The organism is Kitasatospora sp. NBC_01539, from assembly GCF_045040525.1.
In the GTDB taxonomy this organism is placed as follows: domain Bacteria; phylum Actinomycetota; class Actinomycetes; order Streptomycetales; family Streptomycetaceae; genus Kitasatospora.
This window is the reverse complement of sequence record NZ_CP109390.1, coordinates 8,901,211-8,923,887: the sequence shown is the minus strand read 5'-3', so window position 1 is coordinate 8,923,887 and position 22,677 is coordinate 8,901,211. Positions and strand designations below refer to the sequence as shown.

At 70.0% G+C, this 22,677-nt stretch carries 15 protein-coding genes; 5 read left to right on the top strand and 10 right to left on the bottom strand.

Features of this window, described 5'->3' with window-relative positions:
- Positions 1-609 precede the first annotated feature (609 nt).
- Complete coding sequence (gene soxR / locus OG335_RS38715; protein WP_405009175.1) at positions 610-1,074, bottom strand: redox-sensitive transcriptional activator SoxR; 465 nt, start codon at positions 1,072-1,074, stop codon at positions 610-612.
- Positions 1,075-1,171: 97 nt separating this feature from the next.
- Between soxR and fdxA the strand changes: the two genes are divergently transcribed.
- On the top strand, positions 1,172-1,495 hold the full coding sequence (gene fdxA, locus OG335_RS38710; RefSeq protein ID WP_405009176.1) for a ferredoxin: 324 nt from the start codon (positions 1,172-1,174) through the stop codon (positions 1,493-1,495).
- On the opposite strand, the gene OG335_RS38705 is transcribed toward fdxA, so the two are convergent.
- Together OG335_RS38705 and OG335_RS38700 are read right to left on the bottom strand one after the other, a co-directional pair.
- Positions 1,480-2,397 (bottom strand): aminoglycoside phosphotransferase family protein, encoded by a 918-nt coding sequence (locus OG335_RS38705; protein ID WP_405015283.1) that lies wholly within the window; start codon positions 2,395-2,397, stop codon positions 1,480-1,482. The two genes, fdxA and OG335_RS38705, sit on opposite strands and share 16 nt — an antisense overlap.
- Before the next feature lie 273 nt (positions 2,398-2,670).
- Entirely contained in the window at positions 2,671-5,238 is a 2,568-nt protein-coding gene (locus tag OG335_RS38700) for a lectin (RefSeq protein WP_405015634.1), read from the bottom strand.
- Between the two features lie 473 nt (positions 5,239-5,711).
- Between OG335_RS38700 and OG335_RS38695 the strand changes: the two genes are divergently transcribed.
- The 3 genes from OG335_RS38695 (at position 5,712) to OG335_RS38685 (ending at position 11,099) form a co-directional block, all read left to right on the top strand.
- Positions 5,712-7,106, top strand: a complete 1,395-nt coding sequence (locus OG335_RS38695; RefSeq protein WP_405009177.1) for a glycoside hydrolase family 76 protein — start codon at positions 5,712-5,714, stop codon at positions 7,104-7,106.
- Positions 7,107-7,348: 242 nt separating this feature from the next.
- Complete coding sequence (locus OG335_RS38690; protein ID WP_405009178.1) at positions 7,349-9,733, top strand: ricin-type beta-trefoil lectin domain protein; 2,385 nt, start codon at positions 7,349-7,351, stop codon at positions 9,731-9,733.
- 235 nt (positions 9,734-9,968) lie between these two features.
- A complete protein-coding gene (locus tag OG335_RS38685; protein WP_405009179.1) occupies positions 9,969-11,099 on the top strand; it encodes a ricin-type beta-trefoil lectin domain protein in 1,131 nt (376 codons plus the stop codon).
- 168 nt (positions 11,100-11,267) lie between these two features.
- Here OG335_RS38685 and OG335_RS38680 read toward each other — a convergent pair whose 3' ends face one another.
- The 7 genes from OG335_RS38680 to OG335_RS38650 all read right to left on the bottom strand — a co-directional run bounded on the left by OG335_RS38680 (position 11,268) and on the right by OG335_RS38650 (position 19,144).
- Complete coding sequence (locus OG335_RS38680; RefSeq protein WP_405009180.1) at positions 11,268-12,311, bottom strand: LacI family DNA-binding transcriptional regulator; 1,044 nt, start codon at positions 12,309-12,311, stop codon at positions 11,268-11,270.
- A 252-nt stretch (positions 12,312-12,563) separates the two neighbouring features.
- On the bottom strand, positions 12,564-13,481 hold the full coding sequence (locus OG335_RS38675) for a carbohydrate ABC transporter permease (RefSeq protein ID WP_405009181.1): 918 nt from the start codon (positions 13,479-13,481) through the stop codon (positions 12,564-12,566).
- On the bottom strand, positions 13,478-14,485 hold the full coding sequence (locus OG335_RS38670) for a carbohydrate ABC transporter permease (RefSeq protein WP_405009182.1): 1,008 nt from the start codon (positions 14,483-14,485) through the stop codon (positions 13,478-13,480). Before OG335_RS38670 ends, OG335_RS38675 begins: the two co-directional genes overlap by 4 nt.
- Positions 14,485-15,846 (bottom strand): ABC transporter substrate-binding protein, encoded by a 1,362-nt coding sequence (locus OG335_RS38665; protein WP_405009183.1) that lies wholly within the window; start codon positions 15,844-15,846, stop codon positions 14,485-14,487. Before OG335_RS38665 ends, OG335_RS38670 begins: the two co-directional genes overlap by 1 nt.
- Before the next feature lie 292 nt (positions 15,847-16,138).
- Positions 16,139-17,134: an ABC transporter substrate-binding protein gene (locus OG335_RS38660; RefSeq protein WP_405009184.1), complete on the bottom strand. Its 996-nt coding sequence runs from the start codon at positions 17,132-17,134 to the stop codon at positions 16,139-16,141.
- 115 nt (positions 17,135-17,249) lie between these two features.
- Positions 17,250-18,308 (bottom strand): ABC transporter permease, encoded by a 1,059-nt coding sequence (locus OG335_RS38655; protein ID WP_405009185.1) that lies wholly within the window; start codon positions 18,306-18,308, stop codon positions 17,250-17,252.
- Positions 18,305-19,144, bottom strand: a complete 840-nt coding sequence (locus OG335_RS38650) for an ATP-binding cassette domain-containing protein (RefSeq protein WP_405009186.1) — start codon at positions 19,142-19,144, stop codon at positions 18,305-18,307. The genes OG335_RS38655 and OG335_RS38650 overlap by 4 nt, the downstream gene beginning before the upstream one ends.
- Before the next feature lie 292 nt (positions 19,145-19,436).
- Here OG335_RS38650 and OG335_RS38645 point away from each other — a divergent pair, with 292 nt between their 5' ends.
- Complete coding sequence (locus OG335_RS38645; RefSeq protein WP_405009187.1) at positions 19,437-22,559, top strand: GH92 family glycosyl hydrolase; 3,123 nt, start codon at positions 19,437-19,439, stop codon at positions 22,557-22,559.
- The last annotated feature ends 118 nt before the right edge of the window (positions 22,560-22,677 follow it).

The window sequence follows — 22,677 nt, the reverse complement described above, 5'->3', positions numbered from 1 at the left end:
GGTACTGCGAGCTGCCGACACCACCCGTCCTGCCGGTGATGCGTCGTGCGAGTTCCACTCCTGCGGGTCCCCGTACGGCCGAGTGCTGCCGGTACTGCGTCGTACGTGCGCAACCGCCACCGTCTCGGACCCCACGCACAACCGGGCCCGCGACGCCTGGCAGGTCACCCGCCTTCCGCCGGAACCCCGACTGCAACCGGGTCCCGCGTACTGACGACCTGCACGCCTCCTGCATCACTACTGGTACCGCCGACTGCATGACCGCCCGGGCAGTTCGTGTCTGCCCGTTCAGCTGTCCTGCTCTTCCAACACCAGGAACGTTACACACGCCACCAGGCGATGTCTACTCTCGCCAGCACAGATTTCCGCGCCCGGGTGCGGGACCTTATTGCGGGTGACACGTCCGGGCCCGACGCCCGCCCGCCGGGCCCGGACGCGAGGCGCCGCCCCCGGCGCCGAACGGCCGGAACCTCCCGGCCATGGCAGGCGCTCCTGCTACGCCACCACAGTCGGGCACGCAGGGCGGTGCGGCTGCGGTGGCCGGAGTCGGCGACGGTGAACTGCCGAAGTGACCCGACACAGGTGGCACGGGACGAACGAGGCCGCCCCTCACAACCGCCGGGCCCCGACACCGTCCCCGGCGAGCGCGTCACCGGGGTTCAGCAGGGCGCAGGCCTTCATCGAGAGACATCCGCAGCCGATGCACCCGGTGAGCTCGGTCTCCAGGCGCTCGATGGTCTGCCGGCGCTCCTCCAGTCGGCGCTTCCAGCCGCGCGAGGCACGCTGCCACTCCTGGTGACTCGGCGGACGGTCGAGCGGCACGTCGGCGAACGCCTCCTGGAGATCCTGCAACGAGATGCCGATCCGTTTCGCCACCGAGATCAACGCGACACGGCGCAGCATGTGCCGCGGGTAGCGGCGCTGGTTGCGATGGTCGCGTTCGGAGGCGATCAGGCCGAGTTCTTCGTAGAACCGCAGTGCGGAGACGGCCGCCCCGGTCCGCACGCTCACCTCGCCGATGCTCAGCCAGTCGTCCGGGGTCGCCCGGACGTTGTCGGAACGGTCGCTCGCCATACGGGTCTCCTCCACTTGACCTCAAGCTTACTTGAGGCCCTACGGTCGGCCGTGTCGGAACGGCACTCAGCACCCATCCGGAGAGGACGGCAGTTCGATGACGTTTGTGATCGCCATGCCCTGTGTGGACGTCAAGGACAAGGCATGCATCGACGAGTGCCCTGTCGACTGCATCTACGAGGGAGAGCGCATGCTCTACGTCCACCCGGACGAGTGCACCGACTGCGGCGCCTGCGAGCCCGTGTGCCCGGTCGAAGCGATCTTCTTCGAGGACGACACACCGCAGGACTGGCAGCACTTCACCACCGTGAACGCCGAGTTCTTCGCCGACCTGGGCTCCCCCGGCAGCAGCGCGAAGCTCGGCCCGATCGGACGGGACCATCCGGTCGTGGCGGCGCTGCCGTCTCAGTGCGCCTTGTGATCCGGCCGGGCCGATGCCAGAACGCGGTCGAGGGCTGCCCGGCCCGCGGGTCCCCAGGTCGGCTTGCCGCCTGGAAGGCCCCGTTCTCCGGCCTGGCCCATGAGGATGAGGAAGAGGCTCTTCAGGGCGGCCAGCCCTCGGGCGCGGCGGATCATCGCCTCGTCCGCCCGTGCGTACGCGTCGAAGAACCGCGGTGCCGCGCCTGCGGGAAGCAGGACCCACGCCGCCGCGAGATCGACTGCCGGATCGCCCGCGCACATGTCGCCGAAGTCGATCACGCCCGAGAGCGTGCCGTCCGAGACGACGACGTTCGCCGGGTGGAGATCGGCGTGCAGCCATACCGGCGGGCCCTCCCAGGCGGGGGCCGCGAGGGCCTCGTCCCAGATGTCCCGGACGTGCCGGAGGTCGTCGGCAGCCCCGCCGGAAGCCACTTCCCCGACCAGCTTCCCGAAGCCGTCCGTGAGCGTCCGGAGGGGAACTCCGCGGTCGGGACTGATCGGCGCGTCGGCGGGCGCCTCCGTATGGAGCGCCCCGAGGAAGGCCGCCATGGTGTCAGCCGCACGATCGTGGCTGATCGGGGCGTGGTCGGCCGGTTCGCCGGGCACCCAGGTGGCGATGGTCCACGGCCGCGGGAAGAGCGCGGACGGTTCACCGATCCGCAGCGGGATCGGGACCGGGAGTGGAAGGCGCGGCGCCAGAGCGGGCAGCCACCGGAACTCCTTGCGCAGGAGGGCGGGCGCTCGCTCCGTACGCGGCATGCGTACGGCCAACTCTGATCCAAGACGCCACAGTTGGTTGTCCCAGCCGCCGGCCACCCTACGGATGTCCAGCCCCGCCAGGTCCGGGTGCCGTTCCCTCACCAGGGAGCGCACCAGGTTCTCGTCGATCTCGATGCCGTCCATGGTCCCACTCAACCATCAACGGCTCCTCGGCCACCGGCGGTCGAGCACACGCGGTCGGTGCACTGCACGGGTGAGCATCCGGATGGCCGCCACCCCGGGGCCCGTGGACCGGGCAGCGGTGGCCGGTCCGCTCACGGCGTCTCCGACGGACGGAGAGGGTAGGAATCGCTCCTTCCTCTTCCGGTCGCGAGGGTGACGGCGGTTCGGGGTCGTGGCGCGTGCCGTGACCCCGAACCGCCCGTCGGCCGGGCCCGGGGGACCCGCCGGCCGGCCTCAGCCCGGCAGGTTCCACTTCTGGTTGGCGCCGTTGTCGCAGTCCCAGATGTCGAGCCGGGTGCCGTTGGTGGTGTTGAAGCCGGGGATGTCGAGGCAGCGTCCGCTCACGGGGTTGACGAGTGCGCCGTTGCGGGCCTGCCACTGCTGGTTGGTGCCACCGGTGCAGTCCCAGATCTCGACCAGGCTGCCGTTGGTGGTGCCACCGCCGGTGATGTCCAGGCACTTGCCGTTGACCTGCAGCGTTCCGCCGCTGAACGTCCACTGCTGGGCGGGGGTGCCGTTGCAGTCCCAGATGTCCACGACGGTGCCGGCGGTGGACGACCCACCGAAGTCGTCGAGGCATTTGGCGGTGTTGAGGCCCGAGGTGACCGCTCCGGTGGGGGCGGGCTGCGGGCCGGGCGGCTTCGCGCCGCCGTTGCCGTTGTAGGAGGGGGGTGCGGAACTCGCGCCGGTGGCCCAGTTGGTGTTGGCGGTGGTGCCCAGGGTGAGGTCCAGGGTGGCGCCGTTGATCACGGCGTTGGCCGGGAGGTAGGCGTTGTTCCAGTTGGCGCCGTTGAGGGTGGCGCTCTGGACGTAGGGGGCGTTGGTGGCAGCCTGCGGTGCGTTGACGGTGAGCTTGCTGCCGTTGGCGAGGGAGACGGTGACGTTGGTGAACAGGGGTGAGCCGAGAGCCAGGTCGCCGGTGCCGGGGGTCTCGGGGTAGAAGCCCATGGCGGAGAAGACGTACCAGGCGCTCATGGTGCCGAGATCGTCGTTGCCCACGCTCCAGTTGGCCGGGTTGTTGGGCCAGAGCTGGTTCTGGACGTCACGGACGATCTTCTGGGTCTTCCAGGGCTGGCCGATGTAGTCGTACTCCCAGGGGAGTTCGATGGAGGGCTCGTTGCCGAGATCGGCGTGGGAGCCGCCGGAGCCGTGGAAGTCGGAGAGGACGCTGTCGAGGTAGGCGGCGAGCTTGGCGTTGCCGCCCATCGCGTCGGCGAGACCGCGGATGTTGTGGGGGACGGCGCCGGTGTACTGCCAGGAGGTGCCCTCGACGAACTGGTCGCTGCTGGTGGCGTTGAAGCCACTGCGCCAGGAACCGTCCTTCAGCTTCGGCTGCATGAAGCCGGAGGCGGGGTTGAACACGTTGCGCCAGTCCTGTGCCCGATTGGCGAACTGGTCCCGCGTGGTGGTGTCGCCGAGTGCGCCCGCGAACGCGGAGGTCGCGAAGTCCTGCGCCGAGTACTCGAGGAGCGTGGCCACCGAGCCGTAGAAGTCGCGCGGGTAGGCGCCGTCCGCGGGCAGGTACCCGTACTTGGTCTGCAGGTCCAGGCCCATCCGGATGGGGTTGCTGGTGGTGCCCTGCCTGACCATCGCGTTCTTGGCCGCGGCGGTGTCGAAGTCCCGTGCGCCGAAGGCGTAGTAGTCGGCGATGATGGCCGGCCCCGGGTCGCCGTTCATCACCTGCGTCTCCGCCGAGTTCAGCGACCACTTCGGCAGGAAGCCGCCCTGGGCGAAGTCGTTGACCAGCGACTGTGCGCTGTCACTGGCCTGCTGCGGGGCGACCAGGGCCTCCAGCTGGGCCTGCGTGCGGTAGATGTCCCAGCCGGAGTAGGTGCCGTACTGCGCCTTCTGCCGACCGCTGACGGTGTGCACCTGGCGGTCGAAGCCCCAGTACCTCCCGTCGCTGTCGCTGATCAGGTTCGGATGCAGCAGCGCGTGGTACAGCGCGGTGTAGAACACCTTCTGCTGGTCCGAGGTGCCGCCGGTGACCGAGACCCGGCCCAGAACGCTGTTCCAGGCGTTGTGCGTTGCGGTGCGGACGGCGTTGAAGTCCCAGTTCGGGTTCTCCGCCACCCGGTTGGCGGTGGCGCCGGCGATCGAGACGTAGGAGAGGCCGACCTTCGCCTGCACCGTGCGGGTGCCCGTGGTGTCGAAGGTGATCGAGTTGCCGCCGTTGAACGTGCCGGTGGAGGTGATCGGCCGGTCGAAGACCATGTCGAAGTACGCGGTGTACGACGGGCTGGACGCGCAGAAGAGGCCGGCGTCCACCGAGCCGCTGACCTCGGTGCTGCTCACCTTGTTGAAGTGGAGGTTCGTGGCCTTGTCCGCGTTCAGCTTGAACAGCAGGTTGGCCTGGGTGGTCGAGGGGAACGTGAAGCGCGCCATCCCGGACCGGGCGGTCGTGGTGAGCTCGGTGTTCACGCCGTTGTTGAGGTTGACCGAGTAGGCGCCCGCGCTCGCCGACTCGTTGGCGTGCGAGAAGCCGACCGTCGCACCGCCGTCGACGCCTCCGACGGTCGGCAGGACCGGGATGTCGCCCATCGCACCGCAGCCGGGCCCGGAGAGGTGGTTCAGGCTGAACCCTGTGACAACGTTGTCAGAATAGGCATAGTCACCCCCCGGCGGCCGTGACGGAGTGTCGGGACTCCACTGGACCATGCCGAACGGCGCGTCGGCGCCGGGAAAGGTGTTGCCCTCGTGCGACGTTCCGAGCAGCGGGTTGACCAGGGACGCCGGGTCCGACACTGCGGCCACGGCCGCCTCCGCTGTCGCTGTCGGGGGCGCGGCAAGCCCGAGGATCATCAGACCGGCCGCGACGGGAATACGCCATCGCTTCATCATGCGGCTCCAGAGTTGGGCAGTTGCGGCTTTCGCCGGACCGTCGGACTCGAACGTCGGCCAGCAAAGGGGAAGTTGTGGACACTTGTCAACGAGGTCGACCGAACCCGTCGAAGATTCACGGCCACCCCGCAGGTCGTCGCGCTCCGACGAAACCCGATCGGAGCGCGACCGGCCGCAGCCGAACTGCCGGGCCACCAGCAGGTTCTGCCCCGTTTCGGGCGGCCGCGCCGACACCGGCCGGAGACTCCTGCCGGCACTCGTCGCGGATTGTCGACATGTTCAGACCATTGACGGAGCATCGACGGCTGGCTAGCTTCCTGGAGAGCGCTCCCCCGGCCGGCCCCCCACGCCGGGCCGTCGCACCCCCCACGCGTACCTAGGAGTTCCTCATGCGTATGCCCAGATCACTCTGTGCCGCCCTCCTCTGCACGACCATGGCGACAACGTTGTCAGGCCTGACCGGGACTGCCACGGCGGCTTCGACCGCGGCAGCGGTGTGCAACAAGTACTGCGACACCAGGGACCCCTCGCTCAGCCCCCAGGACCGCCAGCCGGTGTCCGCCACCCTGTCCGGCCGCTCCGTCGTACTGCACTTCGACGACACGGACGCGATGGGCTGGGCTTCGATCGCCAACGGCGCGGCGGGCGACGAGGTGTGGCTCGACCGCTCGATGGACGGCGGCCGGACCTGGACGAACGGCAGCAAGCTCGGCGACACCAGCGTGCCGTCCGGGGGCAACAGCTGGCGCACGCTGATGTACAACGTGGACGACTGGAACGTCCAGGGCGTCGGCGCGCTCCGGGCGTGCGGCCGGGTGGGCACCGGCATCACGTGCACAGCATGGGCCCGGACCACCTGGAACGCCGGCGATCGGCGCACCGCGGCGGCGACCGCACTCATGATGTCGTTCGACCGCACCACCAAGCTCTTCGGCGGCAACGGCTGGTGGACCAGCGCCAACGCGCTGACGGCGATCATCGACAACGCCCGGGTCAGCGGCATGGGCAGCTACATGTACGCGATCGCCGACACGTACAACAAGAACATCGGCGCCCAGGGCGGCAACTTCACCAACGAGTACCTCGACGACACCGGCTGGTGGGGGCTCGCCTGGGTGGCCGCCTACGACCGGACCGGCGACAGCCGGTACCTCAACACGGCACGCGCCGACGCCGACCACATGTTCGCGAACTGGAACAGCACCTGCGGCGGCGGGGTGCGCTGGAGCACGAACGGCAACTACAAGAACGCGATCACCAACGAGCTGTTCCTCCAGCTCACCGCCGCCCTGCACAACCGCATCCCCGGGGACACCACCTACCTGAACCGGGCCAGGAACGAGTGGACCTGGTTCCAGAACAGCAAGATGATCAACTCCGACCACATGATCAACGACGGGCTGAACGACGCCTGCGCCAACAACGGGCAGCCCACCTGGACGTACAACCAGGGCGTGGTACTCGGCGGCCTGACCGAGCTCTACCGGGCGACCGGTGACGCGAGCCTGCTGACCACCGCACGCACCCTCGCGAACGCCTCCACCACCCGGCTCCAGAGCGGCGGGGTGCTGCGCGAGCCCGGCGAGGGCGACGGCTGCACCGGTGACGGCCCGTCCTTCAAGGGCGCCTACGTCCGCGGGCTCGGCCGGCTCAACACCCAGCTCGCCGACCACCCGTACGCCTCGACCCTCAGTTCCTGGGCCAACTCCGCCTACACCAAGGACCGCAACCCGCTCGACCAGTACGGGCCGCACTGGGCCGGTGGGGCCGGCAGCACCGACTACGGCTGCCAGCAGAGCGTGCTGGACCTACTCAACGCCGCGGGCTGACCGCCTGCGGGCCGCGCCACCGACCCGTCGGCCGCCCGACCGGATCCCGACCGGCACCCGACCGGCCCACCCACGGCCGGTCGGGTGCCGGTCGGCCGACGGGGAGGCAGTCGCACCCGCACGAAGCCCGGCTCCGCGCACCGCACGCCGACCCGGTGCCGTGGAGCCACGGATCCGTACGTCAACCGAGTCGCGCACGCCACCGCACGCCGTGCGCGGCTCCCGAGCCGAAAGGCCTTCAGATGAAGTACACCCGAAAACTCCTCCCGCTGTGGTTGTTGGGGCTGATCGCCGCGATGCTCGCGGTCGGCGCCACTCCGTCCCAGGCGGCCACGACGACGATCACCGTGGACGGCGGCCAGGGCGGCCGCACGTTCGACGGCATCGGCGCGATCAGCGGCGGAGGCGGCAACTCCCGTCTGCTGAAGGACTATCCGGCCGCGCAGCAGGCGCAGATCCTGGACTACCTGTTCAAGCCCGGGTACGGCGCGAACCTGCAGCTGCTGAAGCTGGAGATCGGCGGTGACGCCAACTCCACCGACGGTTCGGAGCCGTCGATCGAGCACAGCCGTGGCGTGATCAACTGCAACGCCGGCTACGAGTTCTGGCTGGCCGAGCAGGCGAAGGCCCGCAACCCCGCCATCGGCCTGTACGGGCTGGCGTGGACCGCGCCCGGCTGGATCAACGGCGGCTTCTGGTCCACCGACACCATCAACTACCTGATCTCTTGGCTCGGTTGTGCCAAGCAGCACGGCCTGACCATCAGCTACCTCGGCGGCTGGAACGAGCGCGGCCACGACGCGAACTGGTTCGTCCAGCTGCGTTCGGCGCTGAACAACGCCGGGTACTCCGGCGTGAAGCTCGTCGCCGACGACAGCGGCTGGGGCGTCGCCGACGACATGGCCAAGAACAAGGCGTTCAACGACGCCGTCGCGATCATCGGCGCGCACTACTCCTGCGAGGGCGGCGACGGTGGAAACGCCAACTCCTGCTCCAGCAGCACTGCGGCGAAGAACAACGGCAAGCCGCTGTGGGACAGCGAGAACGGCTCGCAGGACATGAACACCGGCGCTCCGGCGCTGATCCGTGCCATCACCCGGGGCTACATCGACGCGAAGATGGTCAGCTACTTCAACTGGCCGCTGATCGCCGCGATCTACCCCAACCTGCCGTACAACACCGTCGGCCTGGCCACCGCCAACTCCCCCTGGTCGGGCAACTACACCATCGGCGCCAGCACCTGGGCCACCGCCCAGGTCACCCAGTTCACCCAGCCGGGCTGGAAGTTCATCGACTCCGCCTCCGGCTACCTCGGCGGCACGGAGTCCAACGGCACCTACGTGACGATCAGGTCGAACACCAACTCCGACTACTCCACCATCCTGGAGACCACCACCTCCACCGGCACGCAGACCGCCAACTTCCACGTGCAGGGCGGTCTGTCGACCGGCACCGTGCACGTGTGGGCCACCAGGGTGAACTCGCCGAGCCCGGCGACCTCCTTCGTCCACACCCAGGACATCACCCCGAGCAACGGCTCCTACTCGCTGACCATGCAGCCCGGATACGTCTACACCGTCAGCACGACGACCGGCCAGGGCAAGGGCACGGCGACCGCACCGGCCGCGCACCCGCTCGCGCTGCCCTACGCCGACAACTTTGACAACGTTGCCATCAACGACGAGGCCACCTACCTGTCCGACATGCAGGGCTCCTACGAGGTCCAGACGTGCGCGGGCGGCCGTTCGGGCCGGTGCCTGCAGCAGATGGCACCGGTCAAGCCGATCGAGTGGCAGGACGACTCGGACTCCTACTCGCTGATCGGCGACACGACCTGGTCCAACTACACCGTCAGCGCCGACGTCTTCCTGCGCGGTGCGGGCACCACCGAACTGATCGGCCGCGCCAACACCCAGCAGCGCCCGCAGTCGCACATGAACGCGTACTACCTGCGCATCCGCGACACCGGGCAGTGGTGGATCGAGAAGATGTACACCGACGGCTCCAACCACACGCTGGCCACCGGCACCACCACCGCACTGGGCACCGGCACCTGGCACAACCTGTCGTTCGTCTTCCAGGGCACCCGGCTCACCGCCAAGGTCGACGGCAACCAGATCGGCACGGTCACCGACTCGTCGTTCCTGTCCGGCCAGGCGGGCCTCGGCATCCAGGGCTACCGCACCGACCAGTTCGACAACCTGTCGATCGTCGCCGGCAGCGGGATCGCGCAGCCCCCGGTCGGCCCGATCACCTCGGGCCTGAACTCCGCGAAGTGCCTGGACGACTACACCGCCTCGAACGCCAACGGCACCAAGGTCGACGTGTGGGACTGCAACGGCTCCAGCGCCCAGCAGTGGACGCAGAACAGCGGCACCCTCCAGGTCAACGGCAAGTGCCTGGACATCACCGGGGCCGCCACCGCGAACGGCAGCCCGGTCGAGCTGTGGGACTGCAACGGCGGTGCCAACCAGCGCTGGGAGCCGACCAATGGCACCCTGGTGAACCCGGTCTCCGGCCGCTGCCTCGACGTCCCCGGGTTCGACACCACCAACGGCGTCCAGATCGACATCTGGGACTGCAACGGCGGCGCGAACCAGAAGTGGAACGTGCCCGTGGCCTCCTGACCGACCCACGGCGCCCGGGCGGACACCACCACCCCTCACACCGTCCGCCCGGACGCCCGTGAGCCCGGGCCCCATTGCCGGTCGGTCTTCATCGGCGGGGCACGGCCGTCGCGCGTCCGGACGGCCGTGCCCCCCTCGTCCGTGCCCCCCTCGTCCGTACCCGGTGCGCCTCCCCTGGCCGCACCGGGCACGGACCTCACCGCACCTACCGATCCGCCGACCTCGAAGAGGAACCATGACCAAACGATCCACAGCGGGCCTGCTCGCCGCGCTGGCCGTCGCCTCCGGCCTCGCCGCCCTGCTGCCGGCGACGACCGCCACGGCCGCGGACGCCCGGGCCGCTGCCGCCGCACCCGCAGCATTACGGGTACTGCCCCTCGGCAATTCGATCACCTGGGGCATCGGCAGCCCCAGCGGCAACAGCTACCGGGGCTTCCTCGCCAACCAGCTGACCGCGGAGGGCCACGCGCTGGACTTCGTGGGCTCCGTCCGCAACGGACCGATGGCCGATCCCGACAACGAGGGCCACTCGGGCTGGCGGATCGACCAGATCGCCGGCATCACGGACGCGACCGTGGCCCGTTACCGGCCCAACGTGGTGCTGCTGGAGATCGGCACCAACGACCTGAACCAGAACTACGAGGTGCCCACGGCCGCCGACCGCCTCAGCGCCGTGATCGACCAGATCACCCGGGGCGCCCCGGACGCCACCGTCCTGGTCGGCTCCCTGATCATCTCCACCAGCGCGACCGAGGAGGCGAACCGGCCCGCCTTCAACCAGAAGCTGCCCGGCATCGTCCAGGCGAAGCAGTCCGCCGGCAAGCACGTCCGCCTCGTCGACATGGGCGCCCTGACCGCCGCCGACCTGTCCGACTCGCTGCACCCGAACGACAACGGCTTCGAGAAGATGGCCACCGCCTTCAACTCCGGCATCCAGGCCGCCGACGCCGCAGGCTGGATCAAGGCGCCCGTCGCCCTCGGGGGCCAGGTGCAGTCCGGCATCGCCGGCAAGTGCCTGGACGTCAACGCCGGCAGCACCGCCAACGGCACCGCCGTGCAGATCTGGTCCTGCAACGGCACCCAGGCGCAGTGGTGGAACGCGTACGCCGACGGCACCCTGCGGTCGATGGGCAAGTGCCTGGACGCGGAGGCCCGCGGCACCGCCAACAACACCAGGATGCAGATCTGGGACTGCAACGGCGGCGCCAACCAGGTCTGGCAGGCCTACAACGGGGGGTACCGCAACCCGGTGTCCGGACGCTGCCTCGACGATCCGGCCTCCTCCACGACGGACGGCACGCGACTGGTGCTGTGGGACTGCAACGGCAACGTCAACCAGCGCTGGACAACGCTGCAGCCCGCCTAGGGCCACCCGCCCACCGTGGCTCCCGGCCCCGCCCCGGCTCGCACCCCGGGCACCGTCCCGGGCCCGGCCCTCCGGATCTCCTCTCCGGGGCCGGGTCCCGGGACATCCGGACGTTCCGGGGCGTGCGGCCGCGGGCCGGTCGGATACCCGCAGGCGTGCGGCCGCGGGTCAGTCGGCTGCCCGCAGCGGGACCGGTGCCCCCGCGGCCGTTCGCCGGACGGGGTGCTCCCCCGAGCTGCGCACGACGAGGCGGGTCAGCAGGACGACCTTCCGCGGGGCGGAGCGATCGCCGGCTATCCGGGAGAACAGCAGGTTGGCCGCGGTGCTGCCGACCGTGGCCGGGTCCTGGCTGACGACGGTCAGCGGCGGTTCCAGCTGCTTGGCGAGCGGCAGGTCGTCGAATCCGACGACCGCCATCGGGGCGGGGTGGTCCAGGCCGTCGAGCACGCCGAGGGTGATGAGGTCGTTGCTGCTGAACAGGGCGGTCGGCGGATCGGCCAGGGCCTGGAGGCCGGCCAGGGCGGCCCGCGCCTCCCGGTGGGAGCGCAGCCCGTGCCGTACGAGGTCGGGGTCTGCGTGCAGTCCGTGGGCGGCGAGGGCGTCCAGGTAGCCGGCGTAGCGCTCCCGCTGGGTCCAGATCTCGTAGCGGTCGCCGAGGTAGGCGATCCGGGTGTGACCGTGGCCCAGCAGGTGGGCGACGGCGCCCTTCGCACCGTCCCGGTTGTCGACGGTGACGGTGTCCACGTCGAGGCCCTTGGCGGGGCGGTCGGCGCAGACGACCTGGGTGCCCGCCTCCATGGGCGGTTTGAGGAAGCCGTGGCTGCCGATGGTGGGCACGATGATCAGGCCGTCGACCTGGCGGGCGGTGAACGCGGCGATGACCTCGCGTTCCCGGCGCGGCTCGTCGTTCGTGCTGCCGACCAGGACGACGTAGCCGCGGCGGTGCGCCTCGTCCTCGACCGAGCGGGCCATCAGGGCGTAGAAGGGGTTGGCGAGGTCGTCGACGACCAGGCCGATCGTGGAGGTCCCGAGGTTCTTCTGCCGCAGGTTGCGCGCGTTGTCGTTGCGCTGGTAGCCGAGTCTGCGCACCGCCTGCTCGACCCGGGCGGCGGTGTCGGGCGACACTCCCGGTTCGCTGGAGATCACCCGGGAGACCGTCATGAGGCTGACCCCCGCCGCCTGGGCCACGTCCTTCATCGTCGGGCGCTTCACAAGCCTCCTCCTCGGCACGCTTCCCGGATCGCCTGCCGGTCTGCCCAAGCGCCGGAGTGCATCCTACGGTGCCCGGCGTCCCGGGCACGGCGGGGCACCGGTTACGGCGGAGTGCCACCCGGCCCTCGGGGGGCGCCGGCCGGGTGATGCGGACCCCCGTCGGCCGATCGGCCGTCACCAACCTTTTCCTGAAAGGTGCACGGCGGCAAGCGTCCGCGGTGGCCCATAAGGGCGCAGCGGACCGCCGCGGACTCAGCCCTTGCTCGATCCGAGCGCGAGCCCGGCGATGAACTGCCGCTGGAGCAGCAGGTAGACGACCAGCGTCGGGATCGCGGCGATCACGGCGCCCGCAGCGATCAGGTTCTGGTTGCTGACGAACTGTCCCTGCAGGTTGGCGAGGGCGGAGGTGACCGGGCGTTTGTCGCCGGAGGACATCAGGGTGACGGCCCAGAAGAAGTCGTTGTAGATCCAGGTGGTCAGCAGGGTGGCGAGGGCGGCCAGGGCGGGCCGGCAGAGCGGCACGGTGAGCCGCCAGAAGCGGGTCCACAGGCCGGCCCCGTCGACGAGCGCGGCCTCGTACATCTCCCCGGGGATCGACTTCATGTAGTTGCTCAGCACGAACACGCAGAAGCCCAGCTGGAACGCCACGTTGATGGCGATCAGGCCGAGGGCCGAGTTGTACATGAGCCCGCTGTCGGCCAGGGCCGTCGGCACGTGGATCTTCAGGTACATCCGGTACAGCGGGGTGATGACGACCTGTTGCGGCAGCAGGTTGCCGGCCGTGAAGAGGATGAGCAGGGCCACGTTGACCCTGAGCCTCAGCCGGGTGAGGACGAAGGCCGCCCCCGACGCGAGGACCAGCACGACGATCACCGCGGGCACGGTGATCAGCGCGGAGTTCCGGAAGAAGTGCGGCATGTCCGACTGCGACCAGGCGTCGGTGAAGTTGCGGAGCGTCAGGTGCCGCGGCAGCGAGACGTATCCGTACCTGCGGGTGTCGGAGTAGGGGCGGACGGCCACGTAGAGGGTGAAGGCGATCGGCAGCAGCCACAGCAGCGAGGCGGTGACCAGGAACAGCTGCGCGGCGACCCGGGCGGGCGGGCGTTTCGGCGGGCGGCCCCCCGCGGCCGTGGAGGTGGCGGGGGTCCGGGCGAGGGTGTCGGTGCTCACGGCGTGTCCTCCCGGCGGAAGGTCTGGTGGAGGAAGACGGTGATGGGTACCAGCGAGATCGCCAGCAGCACCACTCCGAGTGCGGAGCCGAAGCCGACGCGCTGGGTCTCCCCGACGATGTTCGAGGTGACCAGCACCGAGAGCAGTTCGAGGCCGTTGATGCCCTTGTTGGTGATGTACACCAGGTCGAAGGCGCGCAGCGACTCGATGACGGTGACCACCATGATGACGATGTTGACCGGCCGCATCACCGGGAAGACCACCCGCCGGAAGGTCTGCCAGGCGTTGGCGCCGTCGATCACGGCGGCCTCGCGCAGCGTCGGGTCGACCGCCTTGAGGCCGGCCAGGTAGAGCACCATCACGTACCCGGACTGCCGCCAGGTGGCCTCGGTCAGCACCGCCCACAGGTTGAGGTGCGGATCGCCGAGCCAGTCGATGGCGTCGCCGTCGCCGGTGCGCCCGAGGACCACGTTGATCAGCCCGTAGTTCTGGGAGTACATGAACTCCCAGATGATGCCGACCAGGGCGAGCGACAGCATGACCGGCAGGAACAGGATGCTCTGGTACATGCGGCTGCCGCGGAGGCCGCGGTCGAGGAGCACGGCGAAGAGCATGCCGAGCGGGGTGGCGATCACCACGAAGACGGCCAGCCAGATCAGGTTGTGCCGGACGGCCGGCCAGAACTCCGGACTGACGGTGGCGGCCTGGTGGTAGTTCTGGATGCCGTACAGGCAGCCGTTGTTGAGCACCGACGGCAGCTTCGGATCGCACGGGTCGGCGTGCAGGGATCCGACGCCGTTCCACCGGGTGAAGGAGAGCAGGGTGGTGCCGGCCGCCGGGAACCACACGAGGGCGAGGTCGAGCAGGAGCGGGATGCCCAGCAGGACGGCGGCGACGATGCGGTCGCGGGGCGTCAGTGTCCGGACGCCCCGCCGGCGGCGGGCCGGGGCCGGCGCCCCGGTCGCCGCCGGCACCCGGCCGGGTGCCTGGGAAGGGGAGTTCATCAGGTGTAGATCGCCTTCGCCTGGGTCTCCGCGCTCTTCTGCAGCGCGGCGATGTTCCCGGTGCTCGGGTCGTCGATGAACTTCTGGATGACCGAGATCATCGCGGTGGCCATCGCCGGGTCGGCGTCGCGGTCCATGAACTGGGCCACGGCCTTGCAACCGGATATCGCGGCGACCGACTTCTGCTGGATGGCGTTGTACGTCGGCACCTGCAGGCCCTTGGCGAGGCCGACGTCCCACTGGTCGGTCCTCAGGTACTCGGCCTCGGCCCGGCCGCTGCCGATGTACTCCAGGACGGCCTTGGCGGCGGCCGGGTTCCTGGCCTTGCGGCTGAGCATGAACCCGTCGGTGGGGGCGTCCATGTAGTCCTGTCCCCACCGCGGGTCGACCGCGGGGAAGGGGAAGAAGTCGAGGTCGGCCAGGTCGGCCTTGTCCGTGACGTACTGCGCGGCGACCTGGTTGCTGCCCTGGAACATCATGCCGGCCGCGCCGCTCTCCAGGCTCTTCACCGCGTCCTGCCAGATCCGCCCGTTCGCGCCGCTCTGTACGTACGGCATGAGTTCGGCCCAGTGCTGGAAGACGGTGTACACCCCCTGGTCGGTCCACGGGATCTCGTGCTTCAGCAGCTTGATGTGGTAGTCGTAGCCGTTGATCCGCATGTTGAGGATGTCGAAGGTGCCGAGCGCCGGCCAGCCGTCCTTGTCGCCGAAGGCGATCGGTACCAGGCCGTCGGACTTCATCCTCTTCGCCAGCGCCACGTACGCGTCCCAGGTGGTGGGCACGGTGTATCCGTGCTTGGCGAAGAGGCTCTTGCTGTAGAAGACGACCCACGGGTAGTTGTACATCGGCACCAGGTACTGGTGGCCGTCGAGTCCGGTGGAGAGCTTCTTCGCGGCTTCGCCGAAGTTGCCGCCGATCTTCTCCCACACGTCGTCCAGCGGCTGGGCGAGGTCCTGCGCGGCGAAGTACTGCATGCGGTATCCGGCGAACCAGGTGAACAGGTCGTCGGGGGTGCCCTGGAGGTAGCTGGTGATGTTCTGCTGGAAGGTGTTGTGGTCGACCGTGTTGATCTTGATGTCCACCCCGCCGACGGCGGCGGACGCCGCGGTGGTGAGTGCCGCGAAGGCCGACTTCGCGGACGGGTCCGAGTAGTTGGACCCGAAGGTGACCGTGCCGCCGACCGTGGTGGAGCCGGGCGCCCCGCCGCCTGACGGAGCGGGCTTCGGGTCGCTGCCGCAGGCCGTCAGCAGGCCCCCGGACACCGCCGCGAGCCCGGCGGCGCCGACCGCGCTCCTGAGCAGCGCCCGGCGTGACGGCGTCGTTCTCACATCGTCTCCGCGGGTCGGGTCGACATCGGACATGGTGCCTCCGTGGTGTGTGGGGTGCCCGGGAGCCGGTGGGCGGGAGCCGGTGGGCGGGAGCCGGTGGGCGGGGGGCCGGTGGGCAGGCCGGTGAGCGGGAGCTGGTGGGCAGGGGCCGGTGGGCGGGGGGCCGGTGGGCAGGCCGGTGAGCGGGAGCTGGTGGGCAGGGGCCGGTGGGCGGGGGTCGGTGGGCGGGGGCCGGTGGGCGGGGGCCGGCCCGAGGGCTGCGGCCCCCTGCCTCCGCTTCAGCGGTACGCGCGGGCGGGCGCCGGACGGATCCGGTCCGCCGGGTTCAGCAGGCGGCCTTGTAGATGTACTTGCTGACCGCGGGGTCGTCCATGTTCGCCTTGGTGATGGCCACCATCGTGGTGCCGATCTGCGCGGTCACCTCCTTCTTCTCGATGGCGGCGAGCGCCTGGTCGACCCCTTGGACGCCGATGCCGGCCGGGTCCTGGGCGACCAGGATGTCCAGGGTGCCGTTCTTCAGGGCGGTGATCTCGTCGGGCTCCGCGTCGAACGCGGCGACCTTGACCTTGCCCTGCCTGCCCGCGGCCTGCAGGCCGGTGGAGACGCCCTGCGCGGTGTTGGTGTTGCCCGCGAAGACCCCGCCGAGGTCGGGGTGCGCGGCCAGGGTGGCCTGGATCTGGGAGGCGGCCGTCGCGGGCAGGTCGTTGTCGTAGAGGACCGGGAGCAGCGTGATGGCGGGGTGGTTGGCCTTCATCTCCTCGGAGAAGCCCTTGATCCGGGCGTCCGTGGTGGACACGCCGGGCTTGACGCTGATCACGATGGCCGAGCCCTTGTCGCCCATCAGCTCGGCCAGGGCCTTGGCGGCGGTGCGGCCACCGGCCTCGTTGTCGGAGGAGATCCGGGAGACGCCGATGGACGTGTCGCTGACCGTGGTGTCGACCAGGACGACCTTGGTGCCGGAGTTCTGCAACTGCGACAGCGCCGGCGTGAGGGCCGCGGTGTCCACCGGGGAGATCAGCAGGCCGTCGGGGCGGGAGGCGGCGACCGAGTCGACGATCGGCCGCTGCACGGCGACGTCCCACTGCGCCGAACCGTCCACGGTGAGCTTGACCCCCCGCTTCTCGGCCTCCGCCTGGGCGGCGCACGCCATGGTGATGTAGAACGGGTCGCTCTTGACGCCGGTGATGAGCTTCAGCGTGGTGCCCTTGGAGCCGGCCGGGCCGCTGCCGCCGTCACTGCCACAGGCGGCGGTGCCGGCGACGACCAGGGCGAGGACGGCGCACGAGCGGGCGATCGTTCCGGGTCTGCTGGATCCGAGCATGGTGAACTTCCTTCTGAGGGAGGGAATCTGACGGAGAGGAGGAGAGGGAGGGAGGGAGGCCCCGGCGGGGACGCCGGCAGGGACGTCGGCGGGGGCGGAACGGGGCGCGGCGGCTTCAGCCCCGTTCGCGGCCGCGTCTGCGGAACTGGTCCAGGTAGACCGCCGCGACCAGGACGATGCCGATCGCGACGTCCTGCCAGTACTGCTGGACGTCCATGATGATCAGCCCGGTGGTGAGCACGGCGGGGATGAAGACGCCGATGACCGCGCCGAGCACGCTGCCGCGCCCGCCGAACAGGCTCGCCCCGCCGAGCACGACGGCGGTGATGACCTTCAGGTTGTCGGTGGAGTGCCCGGCGATCGAGGTGGTGCCGAAGTACGCCAGCCACATCACACTGCCGAGCCCGGAGAGCAGGCCGGTCAGTGCGTAGATCTTGACGAGGTGCCGGTCCACGTCGATGCCGACCCGGCGGGCGGCCTCCGGGTTGGAGCCGATGGCGTACGTGTACCGGCCGAACCGGGTGAAGGCGAGGATCAGGCCGAAAACGACGGTGGTGGCGAACGCGATGACGACAAGCCAGGGGACCTGGCCGAAGAGCTTGCCGAAGCCGACGCTGTGCTGGAGTTCGCTGGAGACGGCGCCGGTCGGGTCCTGGCCGCCGGTGATGATCTGGGCGATGCCGAGGGCGGCTCCGAAGCCTCCGAGGGTGACGATCAGCGGCGGGACCTTGGCCTTCGCCACCAGCCAGCCCTGCAGGGCGCCCCAGACCACGCCGGTGACCAGCGCGATCACGGTGGCCACTCCGATGGTGCCCCAGCCGGACTCCGCACCGCCGTGGTGGATGGTGTACTCCGCGGACAGCACGGCGGACAGCACCAGGACCGAACCCACGGAGAGGTCGATGCCGGCGACGACGATCACGTAGGTCATGCCGACGCCGAGCACCAGGTAGATGGCCGCGTTGGTGGCGATCTGGGTGATGTCGTAGCGGGTCAGGAAGGTGTCGGGCCGGGCGGCGGTGAAGAACGCGACGAGCAGGGCCAGGACGCCGAAGGTCCAGGCCTCGTTCACGGCGGCCAGGCGGCGCGCCCAGCCGGGTACGGCGGGTGCCGTCCGGGGCTTCGGCGGTGCGGTGGTCGTGTCCGCCGCCTCGTCTGGTACCTGGGTGCTCACGCGGCACCGTCCTTTCCGGTGGAGTGCTCTGCCGACGTGGTGCGGCCGGGCGAGCCGGTCCCTGCGGCTCCGTCGGGGCCGGGCAGCGGGTCCAGGGCGCCGGTCATCGCGCCGACGAGCTCCTCCACCGAGGCGTTCGCGGCGTTGAAGGACGCCACCCGCCGTCCCAGTCGCAGGACTTCGACCCGGTCGGCCACCGACAGGACCTCGGGCATGTTGTGGCTGATCAGCACCACGGATATGCCCCGGTCGCGGACCCGTCTGATGGTCTCCAGCACACGGCCGCGCTGGACCACGCCGAGTGCGGCGGTCGGTTCGTCCATGAAGATGATGCGGTTGGCGAAGGCGACCGCGCGGGCCACCGCGACGGACTGCCGCTGGCCGCCGGACAGGGACGCCACGGGCACGCCCACATCCCGCAGGTCGACGCCGAGTTCGGCGAACGCGGTGACGGCCGAGCGGCGCATGGCGGCATGGTCGAGGACCCCGAGCCGGCCGAGCAGCCCGGGGCGGTGGATCTCGCGGCCCAGGTGCAGGTTGGCCGCCGCGTCGAGGTCCTGGGCGAGCGCCAGGTCCTGGTAGACGGTCTCGACCCCGTAACGCCTGGCATCGAGCGGGCTGGTGAGCTCGACCGGTGCGCCGTCCACCAGGATCTGCCCGCCGTCGGGCCGGATGGTGCCGGACAGCGTCTTGACCAGGGTGCTCTTGCCTGCGCCGTTGTCTCCGATCAGCGCGACGACCTCGCCGGGGTAGGCGGTGAAGTCGGCGCCCTGGAGGGCATGGACCTGGCCGTAACGCTTGCTCACCTTCCGGGCTTCCAAAAGGGGTTCTGTCATCAGGGTGTCCTCCGGACGCGCCTTGGTAACGTTCACGCAAGTGACCGGAGTCTGCGGGCGCGGCCGACTGCCTGTCAATAGCCGTGCGGACAACCGATGCATCTCATAAGTCCTGCGCCACAAGCCGTATTTGATGTTGAATCAGAGGCTTGACGCACAATCGGCGGCGCGGAAACAATGCGTTCTGCTTGGTAACGTTCACATGGCTCGGAGCCATGACCGCACCCCTCCCCCGAGACCGCTCGCCGCCGCTCTCCCGCCGCGACCCGTCTCCAGCCGAAGGTGGTCCCCCGTGCTCTCACCCCTCCTCAGGTTCCGCGTCGCCGCGGTGGCCGGCAGCGTCCTGCTGGCCACCCTCGGCGTCGGCGGATTCGCCTCGACTCCGGCCCGCGCCGCAGCGGCCGACCTCACGCAGTACGTCGACCCGTTCATCGGCACCGACGACAGCAACGCGCCGAACCCCGTCGGCGGCGGTGCGGGCGGATCGACGTACCCGGGCGCCGTGGTGCCCTTCGGCGGCGTGCAGTTCAGCCCCGACACACCGACGGCCTCGCCGTCCGGCTACCGCAACTCCGACACCACGATCGAGGACTTCAGCCTCACCCACTTCGACGGGGCCGGCTGCCAGAACAACGAGGACCTGCCGCTGTTACCCGTGACCGGCGCCCTCGGCTCCTCCCCCGGCACCAACTGGACCGGCTACGCCTCGGGTTACACCAAGGCCAACGAGTCCGCGTCGCCCGGCTTCTACAAGAACCGGCTCGACAGGTACGCCACCTCGGTGGAGCTGACCGCGACCACCCGCACCGGCATGGGCAGGCTGACCTACCCGTCGTCGACCACCTCGCAGCTGCTGATCAACACCAGCCGCAGCGCCACCGGCAACCGCAACGGCTCGGTGAAGGTGAACGGTTCGGAGGTGACCGGAAGCGTCACCGCCGGTGGCTTCTGCGGCTCCTCGAAGACCTACCAGATCTACTTCGACATCCGCTTCGACCGCGCCCCGAGCGGCTTCGGCACCTGGTCGGGCGGCACGGTGAGCGCCGGCTCGACGAACACCTCGGGCACGAACACCGGCGCCTACGTCACCTTCGACACCACCGGCTCCCAGGCCGTGCAGTTCAAGGTGGCCCTGAGCTATGTGAGCATCGCCAACGCCCAGGCCGACCTGGTCGCCGAGAACAACGGCTGGGACTTCGGCGCCGTCCGTTCCGCCGCCGGCACCGCCTGGAACCAGATCCTCGACCGGGCCCGCGTCACCGGCGGCTCCACCACCGACCTGAAGAAGTTCTACACCTCGCTCTACCACGTCTTCCAGAGTCCCAACATCGCCAGCGACGTCAACGGCGACTACCGGGGCTTCGACGGAGCGGTCCACAACTCGTCACGACCGGTCTACCAGAACTACTCCGGCTGGGACATCTACCGCTCCTGGGCCGCGCTGATCGCCCTGATCGCGCCGACCGAGGCGTCCGACATCGCCAAGTCCATGGTGCTGGACGGCCAGCAGGGCGGCCTGCTGCCCAAGTGGTCGCAGCAGACCAACGAGGACTTCGTGATGACCGGCGACCCCGGGCCCATCATCGTCGGCAGCATGTACGCCTTCGGGACACGCGGCTTCGACACCGCGGCCGCACTGTCCCTGATGAAGAAGTCCTCCGAGGGCGGCACCACCCAGGGCTCGCCGATCCGCGGCCGCCAGTCGACGTACACCAGCCTGCACTACCTGCCCGGCTCCCCCTCGGACTCGATGGAGTACTCGGCCTCCGACTTCGCCGTCGCGCAGTTCGCCAAGGCCCTCGGCAACACCGCGGACTACTCCACCTACATGACCCGGGCGCAGTGGTGGCGCAACACCTACAGCGCCGAGTCGGGCTACACCCAGCCGCGCAACTCGGACGGCACCTGGACCTGGCCGCTGAACCCCGCCGCCCAGTCCAACTTCACCGAGGGCAACGCCGCCCAGTACACCTGGATGGTGCCCTACGACTTCGCCGACCTGATCAACGAGATGGGCGGCCGGCAGACCGCCGTGCAGCGACTCGACCACCACTTCACCCAGGTCAACGCCGGCCAGAGCCTGCCGTACTACTACATCGGCAACGAGCCCGAGCACGGCGTGCCGTGGGCGTACAACTACGCGCGCAACCCCGCCGGCGCGTCCGCTGCGGTCCGCAAGGTGATGACCGAGTCCTTCACCACCGGCGCCGGCGGGCTGCCGGGCAACGACGACCTGGGCGCGACCTCGGCCTGGTACGTCTGGGCGGCCCTCGGCCTCTACCCCTCGACGCCCGGTGCGGACACCCTGGCCGTGCACGGTCCGTCCTTCCCGTCCGTCCTGATCCAGCGCCCGGGCGGCAACATCACCATCAACTCAACGGGCAGCGGCTCCTACGTCCAGGGGCTGCAGGTCAACGGGACCGCCACCGGCCACAACTACCTGCGCTACCCCGACGTCGCGGCCGGCGCCACCCTGAACTTCACCATGGGCACTGCGCCCAGCGCGAGTTGGGGCACCGGCGCCTCGGACGTGCCGCCCTCCTTCCAGGACGGCGCAACGGCCGTACCCACCGCGCCGGAGCTCGGCGCCAACCTCGCCCAGGGCCGGCCCACCAGCTCGTCGGCCGCGTGCGCCACGGCGGAAGCGGGCGACAAGGCGGTCGACGCCACCCTGAAGAACAACAGCAAGTGGTGCTCGCAAGCCGCCGGTGCGACGCTCCAGGTCGACCTGGGATCGGCACAGACGGTCGCGTCCGTGGTCCTCAAGCACGCCGGACTCGGCGGCGAGAGCACCGGCTGGAACACCGGCGGGTTCCAGGTGCAGACCAGCACGGACGGCACGAACTGGTCCACCGCGGCCACCGTCACCGGTTCACGCTCCAGCCGCACCTACACCCCGTTCGCGGCGCGCAGCGCCCGCTACGTCCGGGTGGTCGTCACGACCGCCACCAACACCGCGGGCAACACCGTCGCCCGGATCTACGAACTGGAGGCGTACGCCTCCGGACCCGCCGCACCGGGCACCCAGGCCGCGCCGATCACCTCGGGGCTCAACACGGCCAAGTGCATGGACGACTACACCGCCTCGAACGCCAACGGCACCAAGATCGTCGTGTGGGACTGCAACGGATCGAGCGCCCAGCAGTGGACGCAGACCGGCAGCACCCTCCGGATCAACGGCAAGTGCCTCGACGTCACCGCGAGCGGCACCGCCAACGGCACCCTGGTCCAGCTGTGGGACTGCAACGGCACCACGGCCCAGCAGTGGAACCGGACCGGCGACACCCTGGTCAACCCCGCCTCCGGCCGCTGCCTCGACGTCCCCGGGTCCGACACCACCAACGGCGTCCAGCTCGACATCTGGGACTGCGACGGCGGCGCCAACCAGAAGTGGAACCTGACCGCCTCCGTGTAGGAGCGGTTGTCCCGGTGCCACCCGTCCCTTCCCGGGCGGGTGGCACCCGCCGTCCCGGCACCCACCAATCGACGGTGCCGGGCAGCGGTGGGCGGTGGTGGGCAACGGTGCACGGCGG

What these genes read in the sequence shown, in the direction of transcription:
- soxR (WP_405009175.1), bottom strand. Translation starts at nt 1,074, where the DNA reads ATGGCGAGCGACCGTTCCGACAACGTCCGGGCGACCCCGGACGACTGG.
- OG335_RS38700 (WP_405015634.1), bottom strand. Translation starts at nt 5,238, where the DNA reads ATGATCCTCGGGCTTGCCGCGCCCCCGACAGCGACAGCGGAGGCGGCC.
- OG335_RS38650 (WP_405009186.1), bottom strand. Translation starts at nt 19,144, where the DNA reads ATGACAGAACCCCTTTTGGAAGCCCGGAAGGTGAGCAAGCGTTACGGC.
- OG335_RS38685 (WP_405009179.1), top strand. Translation starts at nt 9,969, where the DNA reads ATGACCAAACGATCCACAGCGGGCCTGCTCGCCGCGCTGGCCGTCGCC.
- OG335_RS38670 (WP_405009182.1), bottom strand. Translation starts at nt 14,485, where the DNA reads ATGAACTCCCCTTCCCAGGCACCCGGCCGGGTGCCGGCGGCGACCGGG.
- OG335_RS38690 (WP_405009178.1), top strand. Translation starts at nt 7,349, where the DNA reads ATGAAGTACACCCGAAAACTCCTCCCGCTGTGGTTGTTGGGGCTGATC.
- fdxA (WP_405009176.1), top strand. Translation starts at nt 1,172, where the DNA reads ATGACGTTTGTGATCGCCATGCCCTGTGTGGACGTCAAGGACAAGGCA.
- OG335_RS38665 (WP_405009183.1), bottom strand. Translation starts at nt 15,846, where the DNA reads ATGTCCGATGTCGACCCGACCCGCGGAGACGATGTGAGAACGACGCCG.
- OG335_RS38705 (WP_405015283.1), bottom strand. Translation starts at nt 2,397, where the DNA reads ATGGACGGCATCGAGATCGACGAGAACCTGGTGCGCTCCCTGGTGAGG.
- OG335_RS38695 (WP_405009177.1), top strand. Translation starts at nt 5,712, where the DNA reads ATGGCGACAACGTTGTCAGGCCTGACCGGGACTGCCACGGCGGCTTCG.
- OG335_RS38660 (WP_405009184.1), bottom strand. Translation starts at nt 17,134, where the DNA reads ATGCTCGGATCCAGCAGACCCGGAACGATCGCCCGCTCGTGCGCCGTC.